The organism is Nonomuraea solani (assembly GCF_900108335.1).
In the GTDB taxonomy this organism is placed as follows: domain Bacteria; phylum Actinomycetota; class Actinomycetes; order Streptosporangiales; family Streptosporangiaceae; genus Nonomuraea; species Nonomuraea solani.
Map to the genome: position 1 here is coordinate 430,625 of NZ_FNVT01000003.1, position 20,070 is coordinate 450,694.

The 20,070-nt window shown below is 71.6% G+C and carries 18 protein-coding genes and 2 pseudogenes; 9 read left to right on the forward strand and 11 right to left on the reverse strand.

The annotated features are described in order from the left end of the window. Position 1: 1 nt before the first annotated feature. Both C4V41_RS13060 and C4V41_RS13065 read right to left on the reverse strand, forming a co-directional pair. A complete protein-coding gene (locus C4V41_RS13060; RefSeq protein WP_103956086.1) occupies positions 2–3,187 on the reverse strand; it encodes a BTAD domain-containing putative transcriptional regulator in 3,186 nt (1,061 codons plus the stop codon). Positions 3,188–3,222: 35 nt separating this feature from the next. Further along, positions 3,223–3,576 carry a nucleotide pyrophosphohydrolase gene (locus C4V41_RS13065; RefSeq protein ID WP_103956087.1) on the reverse strand — a complete coding sequence of 118 codons (354 nt, stop codon included), beginning with the start codon at positions 3,574–3,576 and terminating at the stop codon, positions 3,223–3,225. 40 nt (positions 3,577–3,616) lie between these two features. On the opposite strand from C4V41_RS13065, the gene C4V41_RS13070 reads away from it, so the two are divergent. From C4V41_RS13070 to C4V41_RS13085, 4 genes are all read left to right on the forward strand, one after another. Then, the gene (locus tag C4V41_RS13070) at positions 3,617–4,057 is read left to right on the forward strand and encodes a MarR family winged helix-turn-helix transcriptional regulator (protein WP_200823938.1); all 441 of its coding nucleotides are present in this window, start codon (positions 3,617–3,619) and stop codon (positions 4,055–4,057) included. Positions 4,058–4,189: 132 nt separating this feature from the next. Next, entirely contained in the window at positions 4,190–5,638 is a 1,449-nt protein-coding gene (locus tag C4V41_RS13075; RefSeq protein WP_200823939.1) for a serine/threonine-protein kinase, read from the forward strand. A 90-nt stretch (positions 5,639–5,728) separates the two neighbouring features. Then, the gene (locus C4V41_RS13080; protein WP_160150260.1) at positions 5,729–6,694 is read left to right on the forward strand and encodes a sensor histidine kinase; all 966 of its coding nucleotides are present in this window, start codon (positions 5,729–5,731) and stop codon (positions 6,692–6,694) included. Beyond that, the gene (locus C4V41_RS13085) at positions 6,691–7,356 is read left to right on the forward strand and encodes a response regulator (RefSeq protein WP_103956090.1); all 666 of its coding nucleotides are present in this window, start codon (positions 6,691–6,693) and stop codon (positions 7,354–7,356) included. Before C4V41_RS13080 ends, C4V41_RS13085 begins: the two co-directional genes overlap by 4 nt. 75 nt (positions 7,357–7,431) lie before the next feature. On the opposite strand, the pseudogene C4V41_RS66085 reads toward C4V41_RS13085, so the two are convergent. The 5 genes and pseudogenes from C4V41_RS66085 to C4V41_RS13110 form a co-directional block, all read right to left on the reverse strand. Continuing rightward, positions 7,432–7,980 (reverse strand): annotated as a pseudogene (locus C4V41_RS66085) (phosphatase PAP2 family protein); the annotation flags it as partial. 129 nt (positions 7,981–8,109) lie between these two features. Continuing rightward, complete coding sequence (locus C4V41_RS13095) at positions 8,110–8,631, reverse strand: hypothetical protein (RefSeq protein WP_103956091.1); 522 nt, start codon at positions 8,629–8,631, stop codon at positions 8,110–8,112. Between the two features lie 123 nt (positions 8,632–8,754). Beyond that, positions 8,755–9,369: an MSMEG_1061 family FMN-dependent PPOX-type flavoprotein gene (locus C4V41_RS13100; RefSeq protein WP_103956092.1), complete on the reverse strand. Its 615-nt coding sequence runs from the start codon at positions 9,367–9,369 to the stop codon at positions 8,755–8,757. After that, entirely contained in the window at positions 9,366–9,995 is a 630-nt protein-coding gene (locus C4V41_RS13105) for a TetR/AcrR family transcriptional regulator C-terminal domain-containing protein (RefSeq protein ID WP_103956093.1), read from the reverse strand. The genes C4V41_RS13100 and C4V41_RS13105 overlap by 4 nt, the downstream gene beginning before the upstream one ends. Before the next feature lie 62 nt (positions 9,996–10,057). Then, positions 10,058–11,026 (reverse strand): helix-turn-helix transcriptional regulator, encoded by a 969-nt coding sequence (locus C4V41_RS13110; protein ID WP_103956094.1) that lies wholly within the window; start codon positions 11,024–11,026, stop codon positions 10,058–10,060. A 60-nt stretch (positions 11,027–11,086) separates the two neighbouring features. Between C4V41_RS13110 and C4V41_RS13115 the strand changes: the two genes are divergently transcribed. From C4V41_RS13115 to C4V41_RS13125, 3 genes are all read left to right on the forward strand, one after another. Beyond that, positions 11,087–11,674, forward strand: a complete 588-nt coding sequence (locus C4V41_RS13115) for a DinB family protein (RefSeq protein WP_103956095.1) — start codon at positions 11,087–11,089, stop codon at positions 11,672–11,674. After that, positions 11,671–12,132 carry a VOC family protein gene (locus C4V41_RS13120; protein WP_103956096.1) on the forward strand — a complete coding sequence of 154 codons (462 nt, stop codon included), beginning with the start codon at positions 11,671–11,673 and terminating at the stop codon, positions 12,130–12,132. The genes C4V41_RS13115 and C4V41_RS13120 overlap by 4 nt, the downstream gene beginning before the upstream one ends. Positions 12,133–12,344: 212 nt before the next feature. Then, positions 12,345–13,298: a GNAT family N-acetyltransferase gene (locus C4V41_RS13125; RefSeq protein ID WP_103956542.1), complete on the forward strand. Its 954-nt coding sequence runs from the start codon at positions 12,345–12,347 to the stop codon at positions 13,296–13,298. Between the two features lie 86 nt (positions 13,299–13,384). Here the strand turns inward: C4V41_RS13125 and C4V41_RS13130 are convergent, their stop codons facing one another. The 3 genes from C4V41_RS13130 to C4V41_RS13140 form a co-directional block, all read right to left on the reverse strand. Beyond that, positions 13,385–14,281: an RNA polymerase sigma-70 factor gene (locus C4V41_RS13130; RefSeq protein WP_103956097.1), complete on the reverse strand. Its 897-nt coding sequence runs from the start codon at positions 14,279–14,281 to the stop codon at positions 13,385–13,387. Between the two features lie 100 nt (positions 14,282–14,381). Beyond that, positions 14,382–15,560: an NAD(P)/FAD-dependent oxidoreductase gene (locus C4V41_RS13135; protein WP_235030097.1), complete on the reverse strand. Its 1,179-nt coding sequence runs from the start codon at positions 15,558–15,560 to the stop codon at positions 14,382–14,384. 134 nt (positions 15,561–15,694) lie between these two features. After that, positions 15,695–16,021, reverse strand: a complete 327-nt coding sequence (locus C4V41_RS13140) for a rhodanese-like domain-containing protein (RefSeq protein WP_103956099.1) — start codon at positions 16,019–16,021, stop codon at positions 15,695–15,697. A gap of 119 nt (positions 16,022–16,140) precedes the next feature. Here C4V41_RS13140 and C4V41_RS13145 point away from each other — a divergent pair, with 119 nt between their 5' ends. Continuing rightward, positions 16,141–17,367 (forward strand): GNAT family N-acetyltransferase, encoded by a 1,227-nt coding sequence (locus tag C4V41_RS13145; protein ID WP_103956100.1) that lies wholly within the window; start codon positions 16,141–16,143, stop codon positions 17,365–17,367. 185 nt (positions 17,368–17,552) lie between these two features. Next, a pseudogene (locus C4V41_RS66090) lies at positions 17,553–18,005 on the forward strand (SMI1/KNR4 family protein); the annotation flags it as partial. Between the two features lie 690 nt (positions 18,006–18,695). On the opposite strand, the gene pafA reads toward C4V41_RS66090, so the two are convergent. Further along, positions 18,696–20,054 (reverse strand): Pup--protein ligase, encoded by a 1,359-nt coding sequence (gene pafA / locus C4V41_RS13155; protein WP_103956102.1) that lies wholly within the window; start codon positions 20,052–20,054, stop codon positions 18,696–18,698. Between the last annotated feature and the right edge of the window lie 16 nt (positions 20,055–20,070).

Sequence of the window (20,070 nt, forward strand, 5' to 3'; positions counted from 1 at the left end):
CCTACGACAGCAGGTCCTGGGCGTCGTCCAGCTTGCGTGCGGCGCCCAGCGCGTACGCGGCCGCGTACGCCTCCTCCCCCAGCGCCGCGCGCGTCCGGGTGGCGGCGCGCTCGATGTCCTCCAGCTCCGACGGCCCGGCGGGCAGCTCGTGGTGCTTCCTGGCCGCGCCCGCCAGCCCCAGCAGGGTGGCCGACAGCTCGGTCGGGCCCGCGGCGGCGGCCGCGGCCTCCACGGCGCCGATCGCGGTCCGGGGGTCGCCGATCTTGAGCCCGGCGGCCAGCGCCTCGGTGTGCAGCTCCATGGCCGTGGCCAGGTCGCCGCGCAGCTCCAGCAGGTAGCCGAGTTCGAGGAGGGTGTCGGGCAGGTGCAGCGCCGGCTCGTCGTCAGGGTCCCGCGACACGCCTTCGAGGAGGTGACGCAGGTGCGGCTCGGCCAGGTCGAGCCGTCCCGACCGGCGCGCGGCGTAGGCCAGGCCCATTTCGGACATGGTCGCGCCCTTCATGTAGCCCTGCGCCGTGGCCAGCTTCAGCGCCCGTTCGCACAGCTCGATGGCGCGGTCGTACTCGCGGCTCTGCATCGCGACCCAGCCCAGCCAGGCGATGTGCGTGGCGACCTCGGGCCACAGCCCCAGGTCCTCGGCCATCCGCAGGCCCTCGCCGAACAGCCGGTTGGCGCGTTCGGCGTCGTTCGTCATCTCGGCCAGGGACGCCTGCCACTCGGTGGCGCGCAGCAGCCCCCACTTGTCGCCCAGCTCGGTGAACAGCCGGGCGCTCTCCCCGGAGATCCGCTCCAGCGCCTCGATGTCGCGCAGGGTGAAGGCATCCATGGCCTGCCGGGTGAGCGCGACGGCGATGCCCCACTTGTCGCCGAGTTCCCTGAACGTGCCCAGCGCCTGCTCCGTCAGCGCCTGCCCGGTCGGCATGTCCTGGACGTGCAGCCCGATGAACAGCTCGGCCCTGGCGCGCTCCCCCGGGTCCTGGATGGCCGCCAGCACGGGCTTCCAGTCGACCTGCTCGCCCGCCATGAGCCGGAAACCGGCCAGCCAGCCCGCCGCCTTGGCCCTGACGTCGCCGGTGCCCTCAGCGGCCGGCACCGCCAGCGCGGCCGCCAGTGCCCGGCTGCCCTCGGCCAGTCTGCCGCGCAGGAACCAGTACCAGGCCAGCGCGTTGACCAGCCGCGCCGCGCCGTCCGCGTCGTCGTGCGCGACCGCCGTGTCGAGCGCCGCCCGGAGGTTGGCGGCCTCCGCGTCCAGGCGCAGCAGCCAGTCCCGCTGGTCGTGCCCGTAGAGCTCCGGCTCAGCCTGTACGGCCAGGGCCAGGTAGTGGCGCAGGTGCGCGAGGCGTACCCGATCGAGCTCCCCCGCGTCGGACATCCGGGCCCGGCAGTACTCCGACACCGACTCCAGCAGCCGGTAGCGAACCCCGGCGGCGCCGTCCACGACCACCACCAGCGAACGGTCGACGAGACGGGCCAGCAGATCGAGCACGTCCTCGTTCTCGTCCCCGTTCTCGTCCTCGGCGCAGACCGACTCGGCGGCCTCCAGCGTGCAGCCGTCGGCGTGCGCGGCCAGGCGGCGCAGGACCACGCGTTCCTCGTCGGTCAGCAGCTCCCAGCTCCAGTCGATCACCGCGGTGAGCGTCTGCTGGCGGGCCGGAGCGCCGCGCTGCCCGGAGGCCAGCAGCCGGAACCGGTCGTCCAGCCGGGCCACCACGCCCTTCACGCCGAGCGCGCGTACGCGGGTCGCGGCCAGCTCCAGCGCCAGCGGGATGCCGTCGAGCCGGCGGCAGAGCTGCGCGACGGCCTGCGCGTTGCCCGCGTCGAGCGCGAAGCCGCGGGCGGAGGCGGCGGCCCTGGTCACGAAGAGCCGGACGGCGTCGGATCGCGCCATGACGGCCAGGTCGGCGCTGGCGGGCACGTCGAGGGGCGGCACGCTCCACAGCACCTCGCCGGCCACGGCCAGCGGTTCCCGGCTCGTGGCCAGGATGCGCAGGTCGGGGCAGGCGCGCAGGAGCACTTCCGCCAGCTCGGCGACCTGCTCGACGACGTGCTCACAGTTGTCCAGCACGAGCAGCGCGCGCCGGGACCGGAGCGCGTCCGCCAGCCGCCCGGTCAGGGCATCGGCCACGTGGCACCCGTCCAGGACGTGGGCCGGCTGATCACCGGTGTCCTCCCTGATGTCCAGGGCGGCCATGACGGCCTCGGCCGGGGAGCGGGACGCCTGGTCCAGCGCGACCAGCCAGGCCCCGTCCGCGAACTCCTCCACCAGCCGGTTCGCGGTCTCCAGCGCCAGCCGGGTCTTCCCGACGCCGCCGCTGCCGGTGAGCGTCACCAGCCGCTCCTCCGTCACCAGCCCGCACACCTCGCCCAGCGCCTCGTCGCGGCCGATCAGCTTGCTGAGCGAGGCGGGCAGGTTCGTCGCGGGGCGTTCCGCGGGCACGCTGAGCGCCGGGTCCTGCCCGAGGATCGCCTGGTGGAGCGCGGTCAGCTCGGGGCCGGGGTCGAGGCCGAGCTCTTCGGCCAGCTTCTCGCGCAGCTCGCCGAAGCCGGCCAGCGCCTCGCTCTGCCGCCCGGCCCGGTAGAGGGCGCGCATGTGGACGGCGCGCAGCCGTTCCCTGAGCGGGTGGCGGGCCACCAGGTCGCCCAGCTCGCCCACGAGCAGGCCGTGCTCGCCCAGCTCCAGCCGGGCCTCGGCGTGCTGTTCGAGCGCGGACAGCCGCTGCTCCTCCAGACGCAGGATGGCCGACCTCGTGTACTCCTCGTCGGCGAAGTCCGCGTACGCGGGCCCGCGCCACAGCGCGAGCGCGTCGGCCAGCAGCCCCGCCCTGGTCCTGGCGCTGTCGGTGGCCTCCGCCCGCGAGAGCAGGCCGGCGAAGCGCACCGCGTCCATGGCGCCGTCGTCGCAGCGCAGCAGGTAGCCGGGGGCGCGGGAGACGACGAGGTTCTTGCCGCCGGACTCGGCGTCCTCGAACGCCTTGCGCAACTGGGAGACGCGCACCTGGAGGGCGCCCGCCGGGTTGTTCGGCGGTTCCTCGCTCCACAGGTCGTCGACCAGGCGGTCCACGGAGACGGGATGGCCCTCGTGGACGAGCAGGTTCGCGAGCAACGCCCGGACCTTGAGGCCCGGGATCGTGACGGTGTCCCCGGCGTCCGTCCAGACCGCCAGCGGGCCCAGCACCCCAAATCGCATGTTCGTCACCTTATGCGCATGAGGGTCCCGGCGGCTCAGCTCGCGGGCGGGGCCTTCCTGGCCGAGCCGCGGTAGAGGTCGGCGTCGTAGCGGCGGTCGTTGTCGTCGAGCTTGGCCCGGGCCGCCGCCACCAGGTCGACGCCGAGGACGTCCGCCAGGCGTACCAGGTAGAGGGTGACGTCGCCCAGTTCGGTACGGATCCTGGCGAGCGTCTCAGGGTCGGGATCGCCGGACTCCTCCGCCGTCAGCCACTGGAACTCCGCCACCAGCTCCCCGACCTCGCCCGCCAGCGCCATCGCCAGGTTCTTCGGGGTGTGGAACCGCTCCCACTCCCTGACCTTCGCGAACTCGCGCAGCCGCGCGGCGAGTTGCTCCAACTCCGTCGTCACGCCACAGGACCCTACCGATAGCGCCTGTATGTTGCTGAAGATGAATGGGGTCGAACTGTTCCTGCTGGGCCGGGCACTGATGAAGATCGGCGAGGAGGCCATGCCGACCGAGGGCATCGGCGAGCACTCCACGAGCCTGCGTACCGTCCTGATCGTCGCAAGCGATCTGCGCGGCCACCCCGACACCACCGTGGGCGAGATCGCCACCCGCACCGGGCTGCCGCAGAGCGCCGTGTCCGCCGCCATCGCGCGCCTGCGCACCGCCGGTGCGGTGATCACCGAGACCGACCCCCGCGATCGGCGGCGCACGATCATCCGGGAGGCGCCCGAGGTGTCGGAGCGGGTGACGCGCGTGCGCGACACCCCGATCGACGAGGCGTTGGCCGCCGCGCTGGGCACGGACGATCCCCAGCGGGTACGCGAGACCGTGGCGGCCCTGGAGGAGCTGGCGGAACGGCTGGTACCTGGCCTGCGACGATAATCCATCAAATTTGATTGATTATCGTCGCCTGCTCGGCGTCGGCGCGGTGCACGACCGCCTCCAGCGCCATGGTGGTCCATTCAGAGATTCAAACATATGATCGAGCGTCCCGCACCGTGTACGCTTCCGCGCGTGTCCGACTTATCGGTCCCCGGCTACGAGATCAAGGGCGTGCTCGGCCAGGGCGGCTTCGGTGTGGTCTACCTCGCCCTGCAGTCGGCGGTCGGCCGCGAGGTCGCGCTCAAGGTGGACAACAGGGTGCTGCTGTCCGACCGCGACCGGCGGCGTTTCCTGCGCGAGGTCACGGCGGCCGGTGCCCTCTCCGCCCATCCGCACGTGGTGCCCGTCTATGACGCGGGGCTGCTGCCGGACGGGCGGCCGTACATGGTGCTCGAACTGTGTCCCGGCGGCTCGCTGGCCGGGCGGGTGCTGTCCCCGATCGAGGCCCGCGACGTCGGGGTGCGCATCGCCGACGCGCTGGCCGCCGCCCACGCGCAGGGAGTGCTGCACCGCGACGTCAAACCGGGCAACATCCTGCTCAACCGGTACGGCCAGGTGGCCCTGTCCGACTTCGGCCTGGCGACCATGCCGGCCTCGGGGCCCGAGGCGTCGGTCACGCGTGAGTCGCTGACCCCCTCCTACGCGCCGCCCGAGGCGTTCGAGCTGGCCGAGCCCACGCCGGCCGGGGACGTGTACGCGCTCGCGGCCACCGTCTACGCGCTGCTGTCCGGCCGTCCGCCGCGCTTCCCGGAGAGCGGGGTGCCGAACGTGGCGATGATCCTCGCCCTCCATCGGCTTCCGGTGCCCGACATTCCCGGCGTGCCACCCCAGTTGACCGCCGTCCTCCGCCAGGCTCTGGCCACCGGCCTTCGCGAGCGTACGCCCAGCGCGGCGGCCCTGCGCGACGCCCTGGCCGCCGTGCCGCTCGATCCCACCTCCAGCCGTCCCGCCGCCCCCTTCGCCCCGTCCCTGCCCGCCCCGGTCACCAGGCCCTCCGCGTCGCACGGGGTCAACAAGGCACTCGTGTCGGTCATCGCCGCCCTGTCGCTGGTGATCCTGGGCGGTGGCGGGCTGATCGTGTACCGGCAGATCGTCCAGGCGCCGGTGACCGGGGAAGCCGGGCCCACGGTCTCGGCGGAGCCCGAGAAGGCGTCGGTGTTCGCCGGGCTGGACACGTACACGGAGAATTGCCCGGCCGCGAAGGTGCGCGACGGCGGGGCGGCCTGCGTGCGGGAGTCGGAGTGCTGGGGCGGCCTGGTCATCACCGCGGGCGACACCAAGGCCAGGCGGCTGGGGTGCGAGGAGACGCACTCGTGGGAGACGTTCGCGGTCGCCCCGATTCCGAAGGACGCGCAGACGTACGTGCAGCAGGACCTGGCCAGGCATCCGACGATCAAGCGGGTCTGCAACCGCAGGGTCCTGCTGGCCAGCCGGATCGGCACGGCCAAGACGATCGCGGCCGCCCGCTGGACGGCGGACGTCATGCCGCCGTCGCAGGCCCAGTTCGAGGACGGCGTCCGCTACTACCGCTGCATCGCCCACCTGACGGGCCAGGAACCCCGCCGTTCCTTCTTCCACTGACCGCTTTTTGGTCTTTCGGCCGAGGCGGCAGGGCCGGGAGCGCCTCTATCGTGCGGATCCGTGAGATCTGTGTCGATAGGAATGGCCGTGGTGAGCGTCCTTTTCGTGCCATGGTGGGCCGTCGTGGGGCTCGGAGCGGTGACGCTGGCGTGGTTCGCGGTGCGGGAGCGGGCCGAACGCCTGGCGGTCGTGCGGGAGCGCCGTCGCATAGCCCAGGACATGCACGACGAGCTGGGCCACGACCTCAACCTGATCGCCCTCGCGGCCGGCGCCCTGAAACTCGCCCCTGACCTGCCGGAGTCGCACCGGGCGAGCGCCCAGGACCTGCGGGCGCGAGCGGGGCACGCGGTCGACCGGCTCGGCGAGATCGTCGGCGTGCTCCACGAGCCCGCCTCCGTCGAGAGCCTGGTCGAGGCCGCGTCGGCGGCCGGCCTGCCGGTCACTCTGCGTGTGGACGGCACGCCGAAGGATGCCGGACGGACCGTGTACCGGGTGGTTCAGGAGGGGTTGACCAACGCCGCCAAGCACGCCCCCGGCGCCCCCGTGACCGTCCGCATCAGCCACACGCCGGCCGAGACGCACGTCGTGGTCGAGAACGGCCCGGCGCCCAGGTCGCTCCGGACCGGGGGTGGCCGGGGGCTCACCGGTCTGGACGAGCGGGTCCGGCGGGCGGGCGGCACGCTGACCTGCGGACCTTCCGGGGCCGGTTTCACCGTCGAGGCCCGGCTTCCCCACCGTCCGAACCGGAGCGCCGCTCGTATCCTCGCGGTCGCACTCGTGGCCGCCGCGCTGACCGGCGGCGGCCTGCGGGTCTGGGAGGTGCTGGCGACCCAGGGGGCGGTGCTGGCCGCCGACGAGTACGCCGCCCTTCGTCCCGGGCAGATCCGTACGAACCTGGCGCTTCCCTCCCGGCAGGCCGCCCATCGATCGTCCCGCCCGGGATGCGAGTACTACGCGATGACCTCCAACCCCTTTCACGACCGTTACGGCGACACCTACCGCCTGTGCTTCGACGCGGGCCGCCTGGTGTCGGCGGACGCGCTGGTGGCCAGATGATCCGGGTCCTGGTGGCCGACGACGAGCCGATGGTACGGACGGGCGTACGGGCGATTTTGTCCACCGCGCCCGACATCGACGTCGTCGCCGAGGCCGCCCGCTGCGACGAGGCCGTGCGACAGGCCCGTACCCATCTGCCGCATGTCGCCGTCCTCGACATCCGCATGCCGGGCGGCGACGGCATCGAGGCGGCGGCGGAGATCCGCAGGACCGTCCCCGGCACGGCGGTGGTGATGCTGACGACGTTCGGGCAGGACGACTACATCCTGCGGGCGCTCGGCGACGGCGGGGCCACCGGATTCCTCATCAAATCGGGCGAACCCGAGGAGCTGATCGCGGGTGTCCGCGCGGTGGCCGGTGGGGCGGCGTACCTGTCACCGAAGGTCGCGGCCCGGGTCGTCGCGCATCTCGCGTCGGGCGCGGGCGCCGCGGCGAGCCGCCGCGCCGCCGCCCGCGGGCGGCTGGACACGCTGACCACCAGGGAACGGGAGGTCCTGATCCACCTCGCCGCCGGGCTGTCCAACCGCCAGATCGGACGGCGGCTGGACCTGGCCGAGGGTACGGTCAAGGCGCACGTCAGCTCGATTCTGACCCGCCTGGGCGTCGGCAACCGGGCGGCCGCGGCGGTGACCGCTCATGAGGCGGGCCTCGGACAACCGTGAGACCGGCGGGGCGAGCACCAGCAGCACCGCCACCGTCACGCATCCCCCGAGAGCCCCGCCCGCCAGCACGTCATGCGGATAGTGCACCCCGCCCAGCACCCGCAGCAGCCCCGCCGCCACGGCCAGGGACACCGCCGGCACGGCCAGCCGGGGCCGCAGCACCGCGAGCCCGAACCCCAGCCCGGCGGCCAGGGTGGCGTGATTGCTCGGAAACGCCCAGTCCCCCGGCGGCGGGCAGTCCGCCATCGCCACGATCACCCGGCACGGCCGCTCCTCGTCCACCACCAGCTTCAGCCCTTCGCTGAGCGCGTAGGCGGCCACGGTCCCCACCCCGATCATCACGGCCCCCGAGATCCCGGCCGCGTCCCGCCGCCGCAGTGCGTTCAGGGCGACGCCGGCGAGCACCGCCCCGAGCACCACCAGCGGCCCGTCGGAGGCGACCTCGATCCACGGTGCCGCCGCCACCTGGACGGCCCACCGGTAGACGTCGGCCGACGTGCCGCTCACGACCCGTACCGGATCCGCGTCCCCCAGCCCGCCTGGGGCGAGCCAACCCACGACGATCGCGGCGGCACCGAGCAGGACGGCCGCGGTGAGCAACCGCGGCCAGAAGTCGATTCGCATGAGGAGCGACCCTAGAAACGGCCGCCCGCACGCGCCCTGGCCGAACGTCAGGTCCCGGCCTAAGCGAACGTCAGGGTTGACAGGAAAGCCGCCCGCCCTGGCGGGGCGGACGGCTCTGCGGCGCTCTCATCAGGCGATGACCAGGATGATCAGCACCAGGACGGCGGAACCCATCACGACGGCGTGCCGGATGTTCTGGAGGACCGGCAGCACCCAGGTCGGGAAGCCCTTCTCGGCCGCCGTGAGGAAGGCCGGCACGTCGATGCTCCGCAGCACGGGGTCGCCCTTGCGCTCGAAGGCCCGGGTCACGGACTTGGCGGCGGTGAGCTGGCTCCACAGGATCAGGACGTTGCCGGCCAGGACGAGCGGCATGAAGATCCAGGACAGGGTCTGGCCCCAGGCGTTGCCGGTCAGGTTCAGCACGGCGAGCACGATCATGATCAGCGCGACCGTGCCGGGCACGATCGACTCGTGGCCGCTGGCGTCGAACTTGATGTTGTTCTCCTCCATGACCGTGGTGGGCACGCCCTGCCGCCTCAGCTCCGCCTCGGCGTGCGCCTTGGCGCTGGCTCCGTAGCGGTGGCGCACCAGGGGAATGCTGATGAAGGCGAGGGCGACGAGCACCTGCAGGACTGCGGCGAAAGTGAACATGGCGGGGGTCTCCTCATCCGGAAGGCCCTTCTGCCGGGCGCTTCCCTTCTCGATGAGGAAGACGATGCCTGCCTGCGCTGATACGGACCTTAGACGGCGCTACCAGGCGCTGTCAGCACCGTCTCAGTAGGGGTCGCGGGCCGCCCGGTCGAGTACGGCGCCGAACACCGCGGCCGGGATCCTCAGCCCCGACTGACCACGGGCGATCTGCCCCGCGGTGGGCACCTTTCCGCTCTCCGGCCAGCTCGCCGTGTCCCACAGCGACGAGCGGGCGAAGGCCCGGCTGCAGTGCAGGAACAGCTCCTCGACGTGCACCTCCACGCCCAGCGGCGGCGTCACGCCCCGCATGGTCAGCCGCTCCAGATAAGGGGCTTCGGCGACGATCCGGGCGCGGCCGTTGACCCGCACGGTGTCCCCAGAACCGGGCACCAGGAACAACATGCCGACGTGCGGGCGCTGCAGGATGTTCTCCAGGCTGTCCAGCCGGCGGTTGCCCTTCCGGTCGGCGAACGCCAGGGTGCGGTCGTCGAGCACCAGGACGCTTCCCGGCGGGTCGCCGCGGGGTGAGACGTCGCAGGTGCCGTCCTCCGCCGAGGTCGCCAGCAGGAAGAAAGGGCTCAGCTCGATGAAGCGGCGCGACTCGGCGTCGATGTGGTCGATGCCCTTGTCCGCGATGACACGTAACGGCGGTTTCACGTATTGGCGTAGCTCCGCGACCGTGCCGATGGTCTTCGTCATGTTCTCTCCGTTCGTTGCGCCTGGGCCGCCGCGAGTCGCACGCGTACGCCGTCGAGCAGCAGCTCCAGGCCGTACGCGAACCGCTCCTCGGGGTCGGCCTCGATCACGCCGGACAGCGCGCGGTGCGGCTCCGTGTCGGGCAGGCCGGCTCCGCGCTGCTCCCAGTCACCGGCGGCGAGCTGGGCCTGCTCCTCGATCGTGTGACCGACCACGTAGTAGAGCGCCGCGAAGATCACCCAACCGGCCCGGTCGAGCGGGAAGCCCGCGTCGGTGAGGATGCGCACGGCCTGCTCACCGCCGCGCACGGTGTTCGGCTCCACCACGTACGTGCCGGCGACCACACGCGCGCCGTCACGGTGGGCCAGCATGGCGCGGCGCAGGCGGTGGGCGATCTCCGCCAGCCGCGCGTCCCAGGGGCCCGGGGCGAGCGGCGTTTCGATGACCTGGCCGGCGATCCGGTCGGCCATGGCGCCGAGCAGCGCTTCCTTGTTCTTGAAGTGCCAGTAGATGCCGCCGGCCTGCACTCCGAGCCGGGCGCCCAGCTTGCGCATGGTCAGCCCGTCGAGGCCGTCGGTGTCGAGCAGCGCCAGGGCCCCGGTCACCACGTCGGCACGTTTCAACTGCATGAGTGGAGTGTCACAGCAAACCTGAACACCGTTCAACCTGAACGGCGTTCAGGTGAGCTATGTCACAGTGCCCTCGCCCCTGCCGACCGGAGTCTCTCCGCCAGCTCGCGGCTGCGTCTGCCCAGCTCCGGCGGGTCGAGGATCTCGAAGTCGTGCCCCAGCATGAGCACGTGCAGGAGCACCCGGTCGAGGTTGTCGGCGCCGCTGATCACCTCACAGCGCTCGCTCCCCCGCTCTCGTACGACCGCCGCCGACGCCGAAACCTGAGTCCGCACCATGGCGGCCGGCGCGTGCACGAGGAAGCGCGCCTGGTGCGGGTAGACCCGGCTGGCGACGCTCTCCTGCACGTACGCCGCCGCGTCGGGCGCCGCGCGCGGCCGGAAGCGCCAGGTCCGTGCGGACACCTCCGTCATCCGATCGACGCGGAAGTTGCGCCAGTCGTCGCGATCGAGGTCGTACGCGAGCAGGTACCAGCGCCGGTCGGAGGCCACCAGGCGGTACGGCTCGACCCGCCGCCGCCTCACCTCGCCACCGGACGGATAGCCGAAGCCGGCCTCGACCTCGTCGCGGCAGGCTCTGGCCAGCGTCATCAGCACCTCGGAGTCGACCGGCGTGCGACCCCCGCCGAAGGACTCCACCGAGCCGGACAGCGCGCGCACCTCGGACCGCAGCCGGGTGGGCAGCACCCGGTCGAGTTTGGTCAGCGCCCGCAGCGCGGCGTCACCGCCTCTTTCCACCCCGGCTCCGGCGAGCAGCGAGAGCGCGGTGGCGATCGCCTCCTCGTCGTCGAACAGCAGCGGCGGCAGGTCCTGCCCCGGGCCGAGCTGGTAGCCGCCGCCGACGCCCTGGCTGGCGTGCACCGGGTAGCCGAGCGTACGCAACCGTTCGACGTCACGTCGCACCGTGCGCGCCGTGACGCCGAGCCGGTCGGCCAGCTCGGGGCCGGTCCAGACCTGGCGCTGCTGCAGCAGCCCGAGCAGGGTGAGCACCCGTTCCGTCGTCCCCCGCTCGTCACCGCTTGGCCCGTCCATGTCCTCCACCTTGCCAGATAGCGGACCGCCCCTGTCCGCTATGGGGGTAAGAGTGGCTTCATGGACGCAGACGAACTCGACTGGAACCGGACCCTGCGCGAGCAGATGGAGTTCCACTGGAACCACCAGCTCCGCGCCCGGCTCGACGGCCTCACCGACGACGAGTACTTCTGGTCGCCCGTGCCGGACGCCTGGAGCGTGCGGCCGCGCGGCGACTCGACGGCGCCGATACAGGCCGGTGCCGGGGACTTCGCGATCGACTACGCCTTCCCGGAGCCGGTCCCGGTGCCCTTCACCACGATCGCCTGGCGGCTCGGCCACGTCATCGTCGGCGTGCTCGCCGCGCGCAACGCGGGGCACTTCGGGGCGCCGGCGGCGTCGTACGAGAGCTGGGAGTACGCCGGCGACGCCGCCACCGCGCTCGACCAGCTCGAAACCCAGCTCGACGTCTGGCTGGCCGGGGTACGCGGCCTCAGCGACGTCGCGCTCCGTACCCCGGTCGGCTCGAAGGAGCCGTATCCCGAGGCGCCCATGGCCGATCTGGTCCTGCACATCCACCGCGAACTGATCCACCACCTGTCCGAGGTCTGCCTGCTGCGCGACCTCTACCTGCACACGCACCTCGCCACTGATGGAGCCGCCCGATGAGCCGCCACGTCCAGATCACCTTCGACGCCCACGACCCGCAGGCACTGTCGGTCTTCTGGCGCGACGCCCTGGGCTACGTGATCCCGGGCCCGCCCGGCGTCGACCTGCCGGAGGGCGCCGACCCCGTGGCCGCGTGGAACGAGTTCCTGGAGCGGATCGGCGTACCGGAGGAGGAGCGCAACACGAGATCGGCCCTCGAAGACCCGGACGGACAGGGCCCGCGGCTGTTCTTCCAGCGGGTGCCTGAGGACAAGGTCGCCAAGAACCGCGTCCATCTCGACGTCCGCGCGGCTCCCGGGCTGCAAGGGGAGGAGCGGATGGCGGCGCTGGAGGCCGAGTGCGACCGGCTGGTCGCGCTGGGGGCGAAGCGCGAACGCCGCTTCGAGCCGGACCCGCCGATGAGCGGCGGCTTCATCGTGATGACCGACCCCGAGGGGAACGAGTTCTGCCTGGACTGACCCTGGACTGACCCGGCCCGGCCGTGGCCGCCCGCATGAGGGAGGCCACGGCCGGCCATCTCGACCGCCTCGATGACCTGTCCCCCGTCATCGAGGCCCGCGTCGCGTCACTCGCAATGCGGCACCGCGATGTCCGTCGCACCTTCTGCTCCGCGATGGGCGGCCAGAAAACGGTTCGACGGCTTTGCGGAGCCCTGACACAGTGGCGCACCATGACGAACTTCGAGCCCTTGACCGCCGCGGACGTGCGGCTCATGCAGGGTCTGGCGCAGCGCGTCACCGCCACCCGCCCGGACCTGGTGAACAGCGACGCGTCGTTCGGCGAGCTGGCCTGGAACTGGGGCAAAGGGCATGCCGCCTATGGCGCGAGCTGGGGGCGCCGGTTGTGGTTCTCCGGCGGGGAGTTGGTGGCGTGGGGCTGGGCCCATCTTCCGCACCAGGTGAGGTGGAACGACGGGTCGGTGAAGGACGTCACCGGCGCCTATCTGGCGTATCAGGTCCATCCCGACCACGCCGGGCTGGTCGACGAGGTGATCGACTGGTACGACGCCACCGCGGCGGGCCTTGAGCGTACGGTGCTGCCGGGCGCCGCCGACGAGTTCGCCCTGAAGCGGTGGGCGGCGCACGGCTATGAAATGGACGCGGCCGAGCTCGGCGACACCGGATCCTGGACCCAGCTCAACGAGCGGGACCTCACCGACGTGGAACAACCGGTTCTGCCGGACGGGTTCCGGTTCCGCACCGCCGACGAGGCCGGGCCGGAGGCCGCGGTCCAGGCCCATGTGAACGCCTGGACTCCCTCGCCGTACACGGCCGAGGCCTACCAGGGCGTCCGGCGGACGGCGGGCTACCGCGGCGACCTGCACGTTCTGGTGGAGGCGCCGGACGGAACGATGGCCTCCTCGACGATCATGTGGCTCGACGAGGTGAACAAGACCGCCGAGTTCGAACCGGTCGGGACGCATCCGGGCTACCGGCGCCGGGGGCTGGGCCGGGCGATGCTGCTGCACGGGATGCGGCTGGCGCGGGCGGCCGGGGCCACGCACATGACGGTCGTCTGCCTGGGTGCGCCCGGGCATCCCGGCGCGCGCGGGTTGTACTACGGCGTCGGGTTCCGGGAGTTGTCGCGGGACGTGCCGCTCATCAAGACCGCGACGGCCGGCTGAGGTACCGAGGAGCGCGGCGGATGCCTTCCGTTCGTGGGAGCCTCAAATGGTCATTGCGGAACTCCTTTGGTCGGGTGAGTCCCGTGTCAACGGGAGGTGAGGAAGGTTTCGGACTCGACGCGCGTGAGCTTTTCGGGGTTGCGGACGTAGTAGAGGCCGGTGACACGGGCGTTCTCCACGCGGAAGGCCAGCACTCCGTCGATCACGCCGTCCAGGCGCAGGATGAGCCCGGGGTTGCCGTTGACCGTCGTGGGCTCACTGGTGAAGGTGCCGCCGGCCTTGTCGAGACTGCCGGCCATGTAACGGAGCACCTTGTCGGCGCCGGTGACCGGCCGCGCGGCCGCCAGCTTGAGGCCGCCGCCGTCGCTGACGAAAACGACGTCCGGGGCGAGTACGTCGAGCAGCCCCTGCAGGTCTCCGGTCATGAGCGCGACCTGGAACGAACGCAGAGCCGCCCGGGCCTCGGCCGGGGAAGCCGGTGTGCGCGGCCGGCGCGCGTCGACGTGCCGGCGGGCGCGGTAGGCGAGCTGGCGTACGGCGGCGGGGCTCTTGCCGATCGCGGCCGCGATGTCGTCGTAGCCGATGTCGAAGACCTCGCGCAGCACGAAGACGGCGCGTTCGGCAGGTGAGAGGGTTTCGAGGATGAACATGAGTGCCAGCGACAGGTGCTCGGACAGTTCGACGTCCTCGGCCACGTCCGGCGCGGTGAGCAGGGGCTCGGGCAGCCAGGGGCCGACATATGCCTCCTTGCGCCGTTTGAGGGTGCGCAGCCTGTTGAGTGCTTGCCTGGTCGTGATCCGCACCAGGTAGGCGCGCTGGTCCCGCACCTGCGCCAGGTCGACTTTGACCCACCGCAGCCAGGTCTCCTGGAGGACGTCCTCGGCGTCCGCCGCCGATCCGAGCATCTCGTAGGCGACGGTGAACAGCAGGTCGCGGTGGGCGACGAAGGCCTCGGTCGCGGGGCCGGTGACGTGGTCGTTCATGTCGTACGCTTCGCTCTCTCGCGATCTGCCGCACATGCCGGAAGCAGGCCGTGGAAATGTACCCAGTCCGAAGACGGGCTCGCCGGCGGCAGCCTGGCGGCTAGGTCGTGCGGTGCCGCGGCTGAGGCGGTTCCTGACGAGCGGTGCCGTCACCAGGGGATGCGGGGGCACCGGCCTTGCGTGCCCCCGACGCCAACTGATCGAGGGGGAACCGGCAGGCGAACTCCTTGACCTTGGCACCGAGCCGCCCGCTGATGTGGAGCGCGTTCGCCCTGTCGTTCAGGTAGGAGAACTGGGTGACGCCCTCGTCGCGGCCGAGGCTGATGCACTGCCCGGCGAACAGCAGCCGGACGGGAGCGGGCGTTCTCCCCGCGATCCGGCGCAGGATCGTGGCCGCGGCCCCCGCGCCCAGTTGCACGGCGGCCTGGCAACTCATCCGAAAGGGCCGGTCCATCATCGCCGCCGCGTCCCCGGCGGCGACGATGCGCATGTCGTCCACGCTGGTCAGCGTCGCGTCGGTGAGCAGGCGGCCTTCGGTGTCGGTGCGCAGCCCGCTGCGGGCGGCCAGGTCCGGGACCCGGAATCCCGCCGTCCAGATCGTCACCGCGCTGGGCAGCTCACGGCCGTCGCCGAGCCGTACGGCATCGTGTGTCACTGCCGTCACCCGCGCGCGGGGGCCTTCGAGGACGGTCACACCCAGCTCGGCGAGCCGGCGGGCGACCGGGTGGCGGCCCCGGGCGTGCAGGTAGGGGCCGAGCACGCGGCCGCAGACCAGGGTGACCTGGCGGCCCAGCTCCGCCAGCTCGGCGGCGGTCTCTATGCCGGTCGGGCCGGCTCCGACCACGGTCACCGGAGCCGTGGCGGGCGTCGCGTCCAGCGCCGAGCGCAGCCGTTGCGCCCCCTCCAGGTCCGACACCGAATGAGCGAACTCCGCCGCTCCGGGCACGCCAGGATCGGCGGCGCCGCTGCCCACCGCGTAGACGAGGTAGTCGTACGTGACCGAGCCGCCGCCCGCCAGCGACACCCGGCGCTCGGCGGCGTCGATCCGGGTCGCGGCGTCGACCACCAGCCGGACGTTCCCGCCCAGAACCTCACCGAAGCCCTCGACCGCGTCGTCAGAGCCGGTCACGAGCTGGTGCAGGCGGATCCGCTCGACGAAGTCGGGCCGCCGATTGACCAGGGTCACCGACACGCCATCGCGCCGGGCCAGGCGATTGGCCGCCATCACGCCCCCGTACCCGCCGCCGACCACGACCACCTCGACGTTGCCGTTCATCATGTCTCCCTCGCGTTTGGACTCGGCATGGAGACACCGGCCGCGCATCCGATGTAACGGCCCGCGGATGAGACGTAGCGCACATCGGACGCTTCCCGCTAAGGAGGTCGTACGCCGGCCGTGAGCCGGACCACCTGTCAGGCGAGCACCCCGGACTCGACCGGCAGCCCGGCGGCCACCCAGTCCTCGATGCCCTCGACGTACCGGCGCACGTTCGTGTAGCCGAGCGCGATCAGGCGACCGGCCACGGCCTTGCTGTTGTTGCAGGACGGGTTGGTGCAGTAGGTGACGATGGCGGCGTCCTTGTCGGGCAGCAGGATGGCCGCGCGCTCGGCGACCTCGCTCTCGACCAGCGAGAGCGCGCCGGGCAGGTGCTGCTGCGCGTAGTACTGGCCGCCGAGCGTGTCGAGCACGACGACGTCGCCCAGAGCGGCGTGCAGCTCGTCTCGTGTGATGGTGATCATGGTTGCCCTCTCCTCAAAGTGGACTGTGGTCCGATTAGTTCCGAACTTAGCGGACCGCAGTCCGCTTCGTCAACGAAATTCGTTGGACAGGGCGCCCGCGCGTTGGAATAGTCCGGCAGGTGACCGTGCCGGACGCCACTTCCGTCGTTTCGCTGCCCGGGGGCCTTGTCCTGAGGCAAGCGCGCCCCGCGGACCTCGACCAGATCGGGGCCCTGCTCACCGAGCGCATGTCTTCGGCCGACGCCGTCGACCATCGGCTCGTCGTCACCGATCCCGACGCCGGCTGGGGCTCGTGCGCCGTGGTGACCGACGGCGACCGCGTCGTCTCCACCGCGACCCTCCTCGACGAGGAGTTGCGCATCGGCGGCCTGCGGCTTCCGGCCGGTCAGGTCGAACTGGTCGCCACCGACCGCGAGTACGAAGGCCGCGGCCTGGTGCGGGCGCTCATGCGATGGGCCCACGACCGGTCGGCCGCGCGGGGTCATGTCGTGCAGGTGATGATCGGTATCACGTACTTCTATCGCCGGTTCGGGTACGAGTACGCCATCGACATCCAGCCGGCGCTGCCCCTGCGCACCCTTCCGCCAGCGGACGACCCGACGGCGCTGCGGCCCGCCCGGCCCTCGGACCTCCCCGCCCTGACGGCTCTGCAGGACGCCGCGCAGAGCGGTTTCGACGTGACCATGCCGCACTCCGTACCCTGCTGGAGATGGTTGCTGGCCCACGAGGCGAGCACCGTCTGGGCGGTCGAGCGCGCGGGGGCCGTCGTCGCGAGCGGCCGCACGCTGCCGCCCGACGACGAGGAGATCCTTCTGGCGGAGGGCGCGGCGGCCGACGAGGCCGCCGCGGCCGACCTGCTCCGTGGCGTCGCCGCCCTTGTGCCCGGCGGGCAGGTACGCGGCGCCGGGCGTCTCGGGACGGTATGGCGAGACCTTCTCCGCGACGAAGAGCGGCCCCCGGCCGAGCAGTACTACGTGCGCATCCCCGACCCGGCGGCGCTGCTGGACCGGCTCCGGCCCGTGCTCTGGAACCGCCTGGTCACGGCCGGGATCGACCATGGCGGTCGCGACCTGGTGATCTCCACCTTCGGGGCCCACCACCGGATCCCGGTCCACGCCGACGGCCTCGGCGAGGTCTCCACCGGTGGCCCGATGCAGGCGCCCGCGTCCATGGGAGGCGCCGGGGTCGCGCCCGACTACCTGCCCGCGCTGCTGTTCGGCCCGCACGGCATCGACGGCCTGTCCCGCATCCGCCCCGACGTCTATTGCGGTCCGGAAAAGGAGCTGTACCAGGCCCTCTTCCCGCCGCTCACCGCCGACCTGCTCACGTACTACCTGCCGTACTGAGGCGGGATTCGAGTGACGGAACGGTTGGAGCGCCGCTAGGTTGCGGTGGCATGGCGTTCCTTTATGTGATCGATGAGGACTTCGTTCCACCGGATCGGGGTGACGAGCAGGAAGGGCCTGAGTCGGCGCTTCCCGCCGGTGACCCGGCCGAGGCCGTGCGGCTCTTCCACCACTACCGGCGGTTGATGGCGTGGATCCTCGGATACGAGGAGGAACTCCCCGCTCCCGCGAGCGAGGATGACCTCGCCGCGGTGGAGGAGAGGCTCGGCATCGTGCTGCCTCCAGACCTTCGGGCGCTGTACGGCATCGCCGACGGTGACGGTGACCTCATCAACCCGCTGTTCGACCGGCACGAGTGGCTCCCTCTTTCCGAGATCGGCGAACAGGATGACGAGTGGCTCCACATCTCGCAGGAATGGCAGTACGAACCCTGGCGCCGGACGGTGTTCGACACCCGGCCCCCGGGCACCGTCCGGAGGTCGCCGCTGCGGCCGGGCTGGATCCGGTTCGCGTTCGACACCGGCGGCAACTGGCTCGCCGTGGACCTGGATCCCGGGCCGAACGGTCGTCCCGGGCAGGTCATCAAGGTCGGCGTCGACTACACGGACCGGCCGACGTACGTCACCGACTCGGTGACCACGTTCCTGCGCCGCCTGGTGGAAGCGCTGGAACGCGGTGACCACGTCCGTCACGACGAGAGTCTGTGGATCGACGCGGACCTGCCGGATCTGCCGTCCGACGAGGACGCCATGTACAGCGGCGGCCGGCCCACCCTCGCGCGGGCGGGTGTGCAGGACGTCCGGGTGACCGACGTGCAGGATTGCGCGTTCCTCGCCGCGATGCCCAACGTGTGTTCGCTGACGCTGTCGAGCAAGGGTTCGCCCGATCTGACCCCGCTTGGCGGCCGTTCGGTGGAGTATCTGAACCTCGATGTGGACTCGCCCGACCTGACGGCGCCGGCCAGGAACCGGGAGCTGCGTTCCCTGTCGGTCACCTGCGTGCGGCCCGTCGAGCTGGCTCCGCTCCGTACGCTGCCGAACCTGTGGGCGCTGGACATCGCGGCCGCGGCCGTCGCCGACCTCGCCACGGTGACCGAGCTGAAGGGATTGCGGTATCTGGAGGTGACCCAGGACCAGTGGCGGGCGCTGTCGAAACTCGACGACCTGCCGCCGCTGGCCGTCGTCGGCATCCACCCCCACCGCCCCGAACGCGAATGGCCGCTGTCGACGAACTGGGTCACCATTCACGACGAGCCGCCTTCACCGGCTGCTTGAACCGGTGGCTCCGCTCGGTTTCGGCGTAGTAAACAGGCTGACGGTGGTGTGCGGTCACATGTCGGCGATGAGCCTGTCCACCCGCTCGTCGACGCTCCGGAACGGGTCCTTGCACAGCACCGTGCGCTGGGCCTGGTCGTTCAGCTTCAGGTGCACCCAGTCGACCGTGTAGTCGCGGCGCTTCTCCTGCGCCTTGCGGATGAACTCGCCGCGCAGCCGCGCCCGGGTCGTCTGCGGCGGCACCGACTTCGCCTCGAAGATCTTGATGTCGGACGTCACCCGCTCCACCGCCCCACGCCGCTGCAACAGATAGAACAGCCCACGCTTGCGGTGCACGTCGTGGTAGGCCAGATCCAGCTGCGCCACCCGCGGCGACGACAACGGCAGGTCGTACTTCTTCCGATACCGCTCGATCAACTGAAACTTCGTCACCCAGTCGATCTCCCGCGACACCAGGTCAAGATTCCCGGTCTCGACCGCCCGCAACGTCCGCTCCCACAACTCCAGCACCCGGTGGACGATCGGATCCCCACCGCGCCGGTCGACCAAGTCCTTGGCCTTGCCCAGATACTCCTGCTGGATCTCCAGGCCCGACGCCTCGCGCCCGTTGGCCAGCCGCACCCTGCGCCGGCCCGTCATGTCGTGGGAGATCTCCCGGATCGCCCGGATCGGATTCTCCAGGCTCAGGTCACGCATCACGACCCCGGCCTCCACCATGCGCAGCACCAGGTCGGTCGCGCCGACCTTCAGCAACGTCGTGGTCTCACTCATGTTGGAGTCGCCCACGATCACGTGCAGGCGGCGGAACCTCTCGGCGTCGGAGAGCGGCTCGTCGCGCGTGTTGATGATCGGCCGCGACCGGGTGGTGGCGCTGGACACGCCCTCCCAGATGTGCTCCGCGCGCTGCGACACGCAGTAGACCGCCCCGCGCGGCGTCTGCAGCACCTTGCCCGCCCCGCAGATGAGCTGGCGGGTCACCAGGAACGGGATCAGCATGTCGGTCAGCCGCCCGAACTCGCCGTGCCGGTCCACCGAATAGTTCTCATGGCAGCCGTAGGAGTTGCCGGCCGAGTCGGTGTTGTTCTTGAACAGGTAGACGTCCCCGGCGATGGCCTCCTCGCGCAGCCGCTTCTCGGCGTCGACCAGCAGGCCCTCCAGGATGCGTTCGCCCGCCTTGTCGTGGGTGACCAGCTCGATCACGTTGTCACACTCGGGTGTGGCGTACTCGGGATGGCTGCCCACGTCCAGATAGAGACGCGCGCCGTTGCGCAGGAACACGTTGCTCGACCGGCCCCAGGACACGACCTGCCGGAACAGGTATCGGGCCACTTCGTCCGGGGATAGCCTGCGCTGTCCTCGGTACGTGAACGTGACGCCGTACTCGTTCTCCAGGCCGAGGATGCGACGATCCATTACCTCACACTATTCT

Excerpts from the sequence above, each read along its gene's own strand:
- C4V41_RS13060 (WP_103956086.1), bottom strand. The coding sequence starts at position 3,187 with ATGCGATTTGGGGTGCTGGGCCCGCTGGCGGTCTGGACGGACGCCGGG.
- C4V41_RS13070 (WP_200823938.1), top strand. The coding sequence starts at position 3,617 with ATGAATGGGGTCGAACTGTTCCTGCTGGGCCGGGCACTGATGAAGATC.
- C4V41_RS13085 (WP_103956090.1), top strand. The coding sequence starts at position 6,691 with ATGATCCGGGTCCTGGTGGCCGACGACGAGCCGATGGTACGGACGGGC.
- C4V41_RS13095 (WP_103956091.1), bottom strand. The coding sequence starts at position 8,631 with ATGTTCACTTTCGCCGCAGTCCTGCAGGTGCTCGTCGCCCTCGCCTTC.
- C4V41_RS13100 (WP_103956092.1), bottom strand. The coding sequence starts at position 9,369 with ATGACGAAGACCATCGGCACGGTCGCGGAGCTACGCCAATACGTGAAA.
- C4V41_RS13105 (WP_103956093.1), bottom strand. The coding sequence starts at position 9,995 with ATGCAGTTGAAACGTGCCGACGTGGTGACCGGGGCCCTGGCGCTGCTC.
- C4V41_RS13110 (WP_103956094.1), bottom strand. The coding sequence starts at position 11,026 with ATGGACGGGCCAAGCGGTGACGAGCGGGGGACGACGGAACGGGTGCTC.
- C4V41_RS13115 (WP_103956095.1), top strand. The coding sequence starts at position 11,087 with ATGGACGCAGACGAACTCGACTGGAACCGGACCCTGCGCGAGCAGATG.
- C4V41_RS13120 (WP_103956096.1), top strand. The coding sequence starts at position 11,671 with ATGAGCCGCCACGTCCAGATCACCTTCGACGCCCACGACCCGCAGGCA.
- C4V41_RS13125 (WP_103956542.1), top strand. The coding sequence starts at position 12,345 with ATGACGAACTTCGAGCCCTTGACCGCCGCGGACGTGCGGCTCATGCAG.
- C4V41_RS13130 (WP_103956097.1), bottom strand. The coding sequence starts at position 14,281 with ATGAACGACCACGTCACCGGCCCCGCGACCGAGGCCTTCGTCGCCCAC.
- C4V41_RS13135 (WP_235030097.1), bottom strand. The coding sequence starts at position 15,560 with ATGATGAACGGCAACGTCGAGGTGGTCGTGGTCGGCGGCGGGTACGGG.
- C4V41_RS13140 (WP_103956099.1), bottom strand. The coding sequence starts at position 16,021 with ATGATCACCATCACACGAGACGAGCTGCACGCCGCTCTGGGCGACGTC.
- pafA (WP_103956102.1), bottom strand. The coding sequence starts at position 20,054 with ATGGATCGTCGCATCCTCGGCCTGGAGAACGAGTACGGCGTCACGTTC.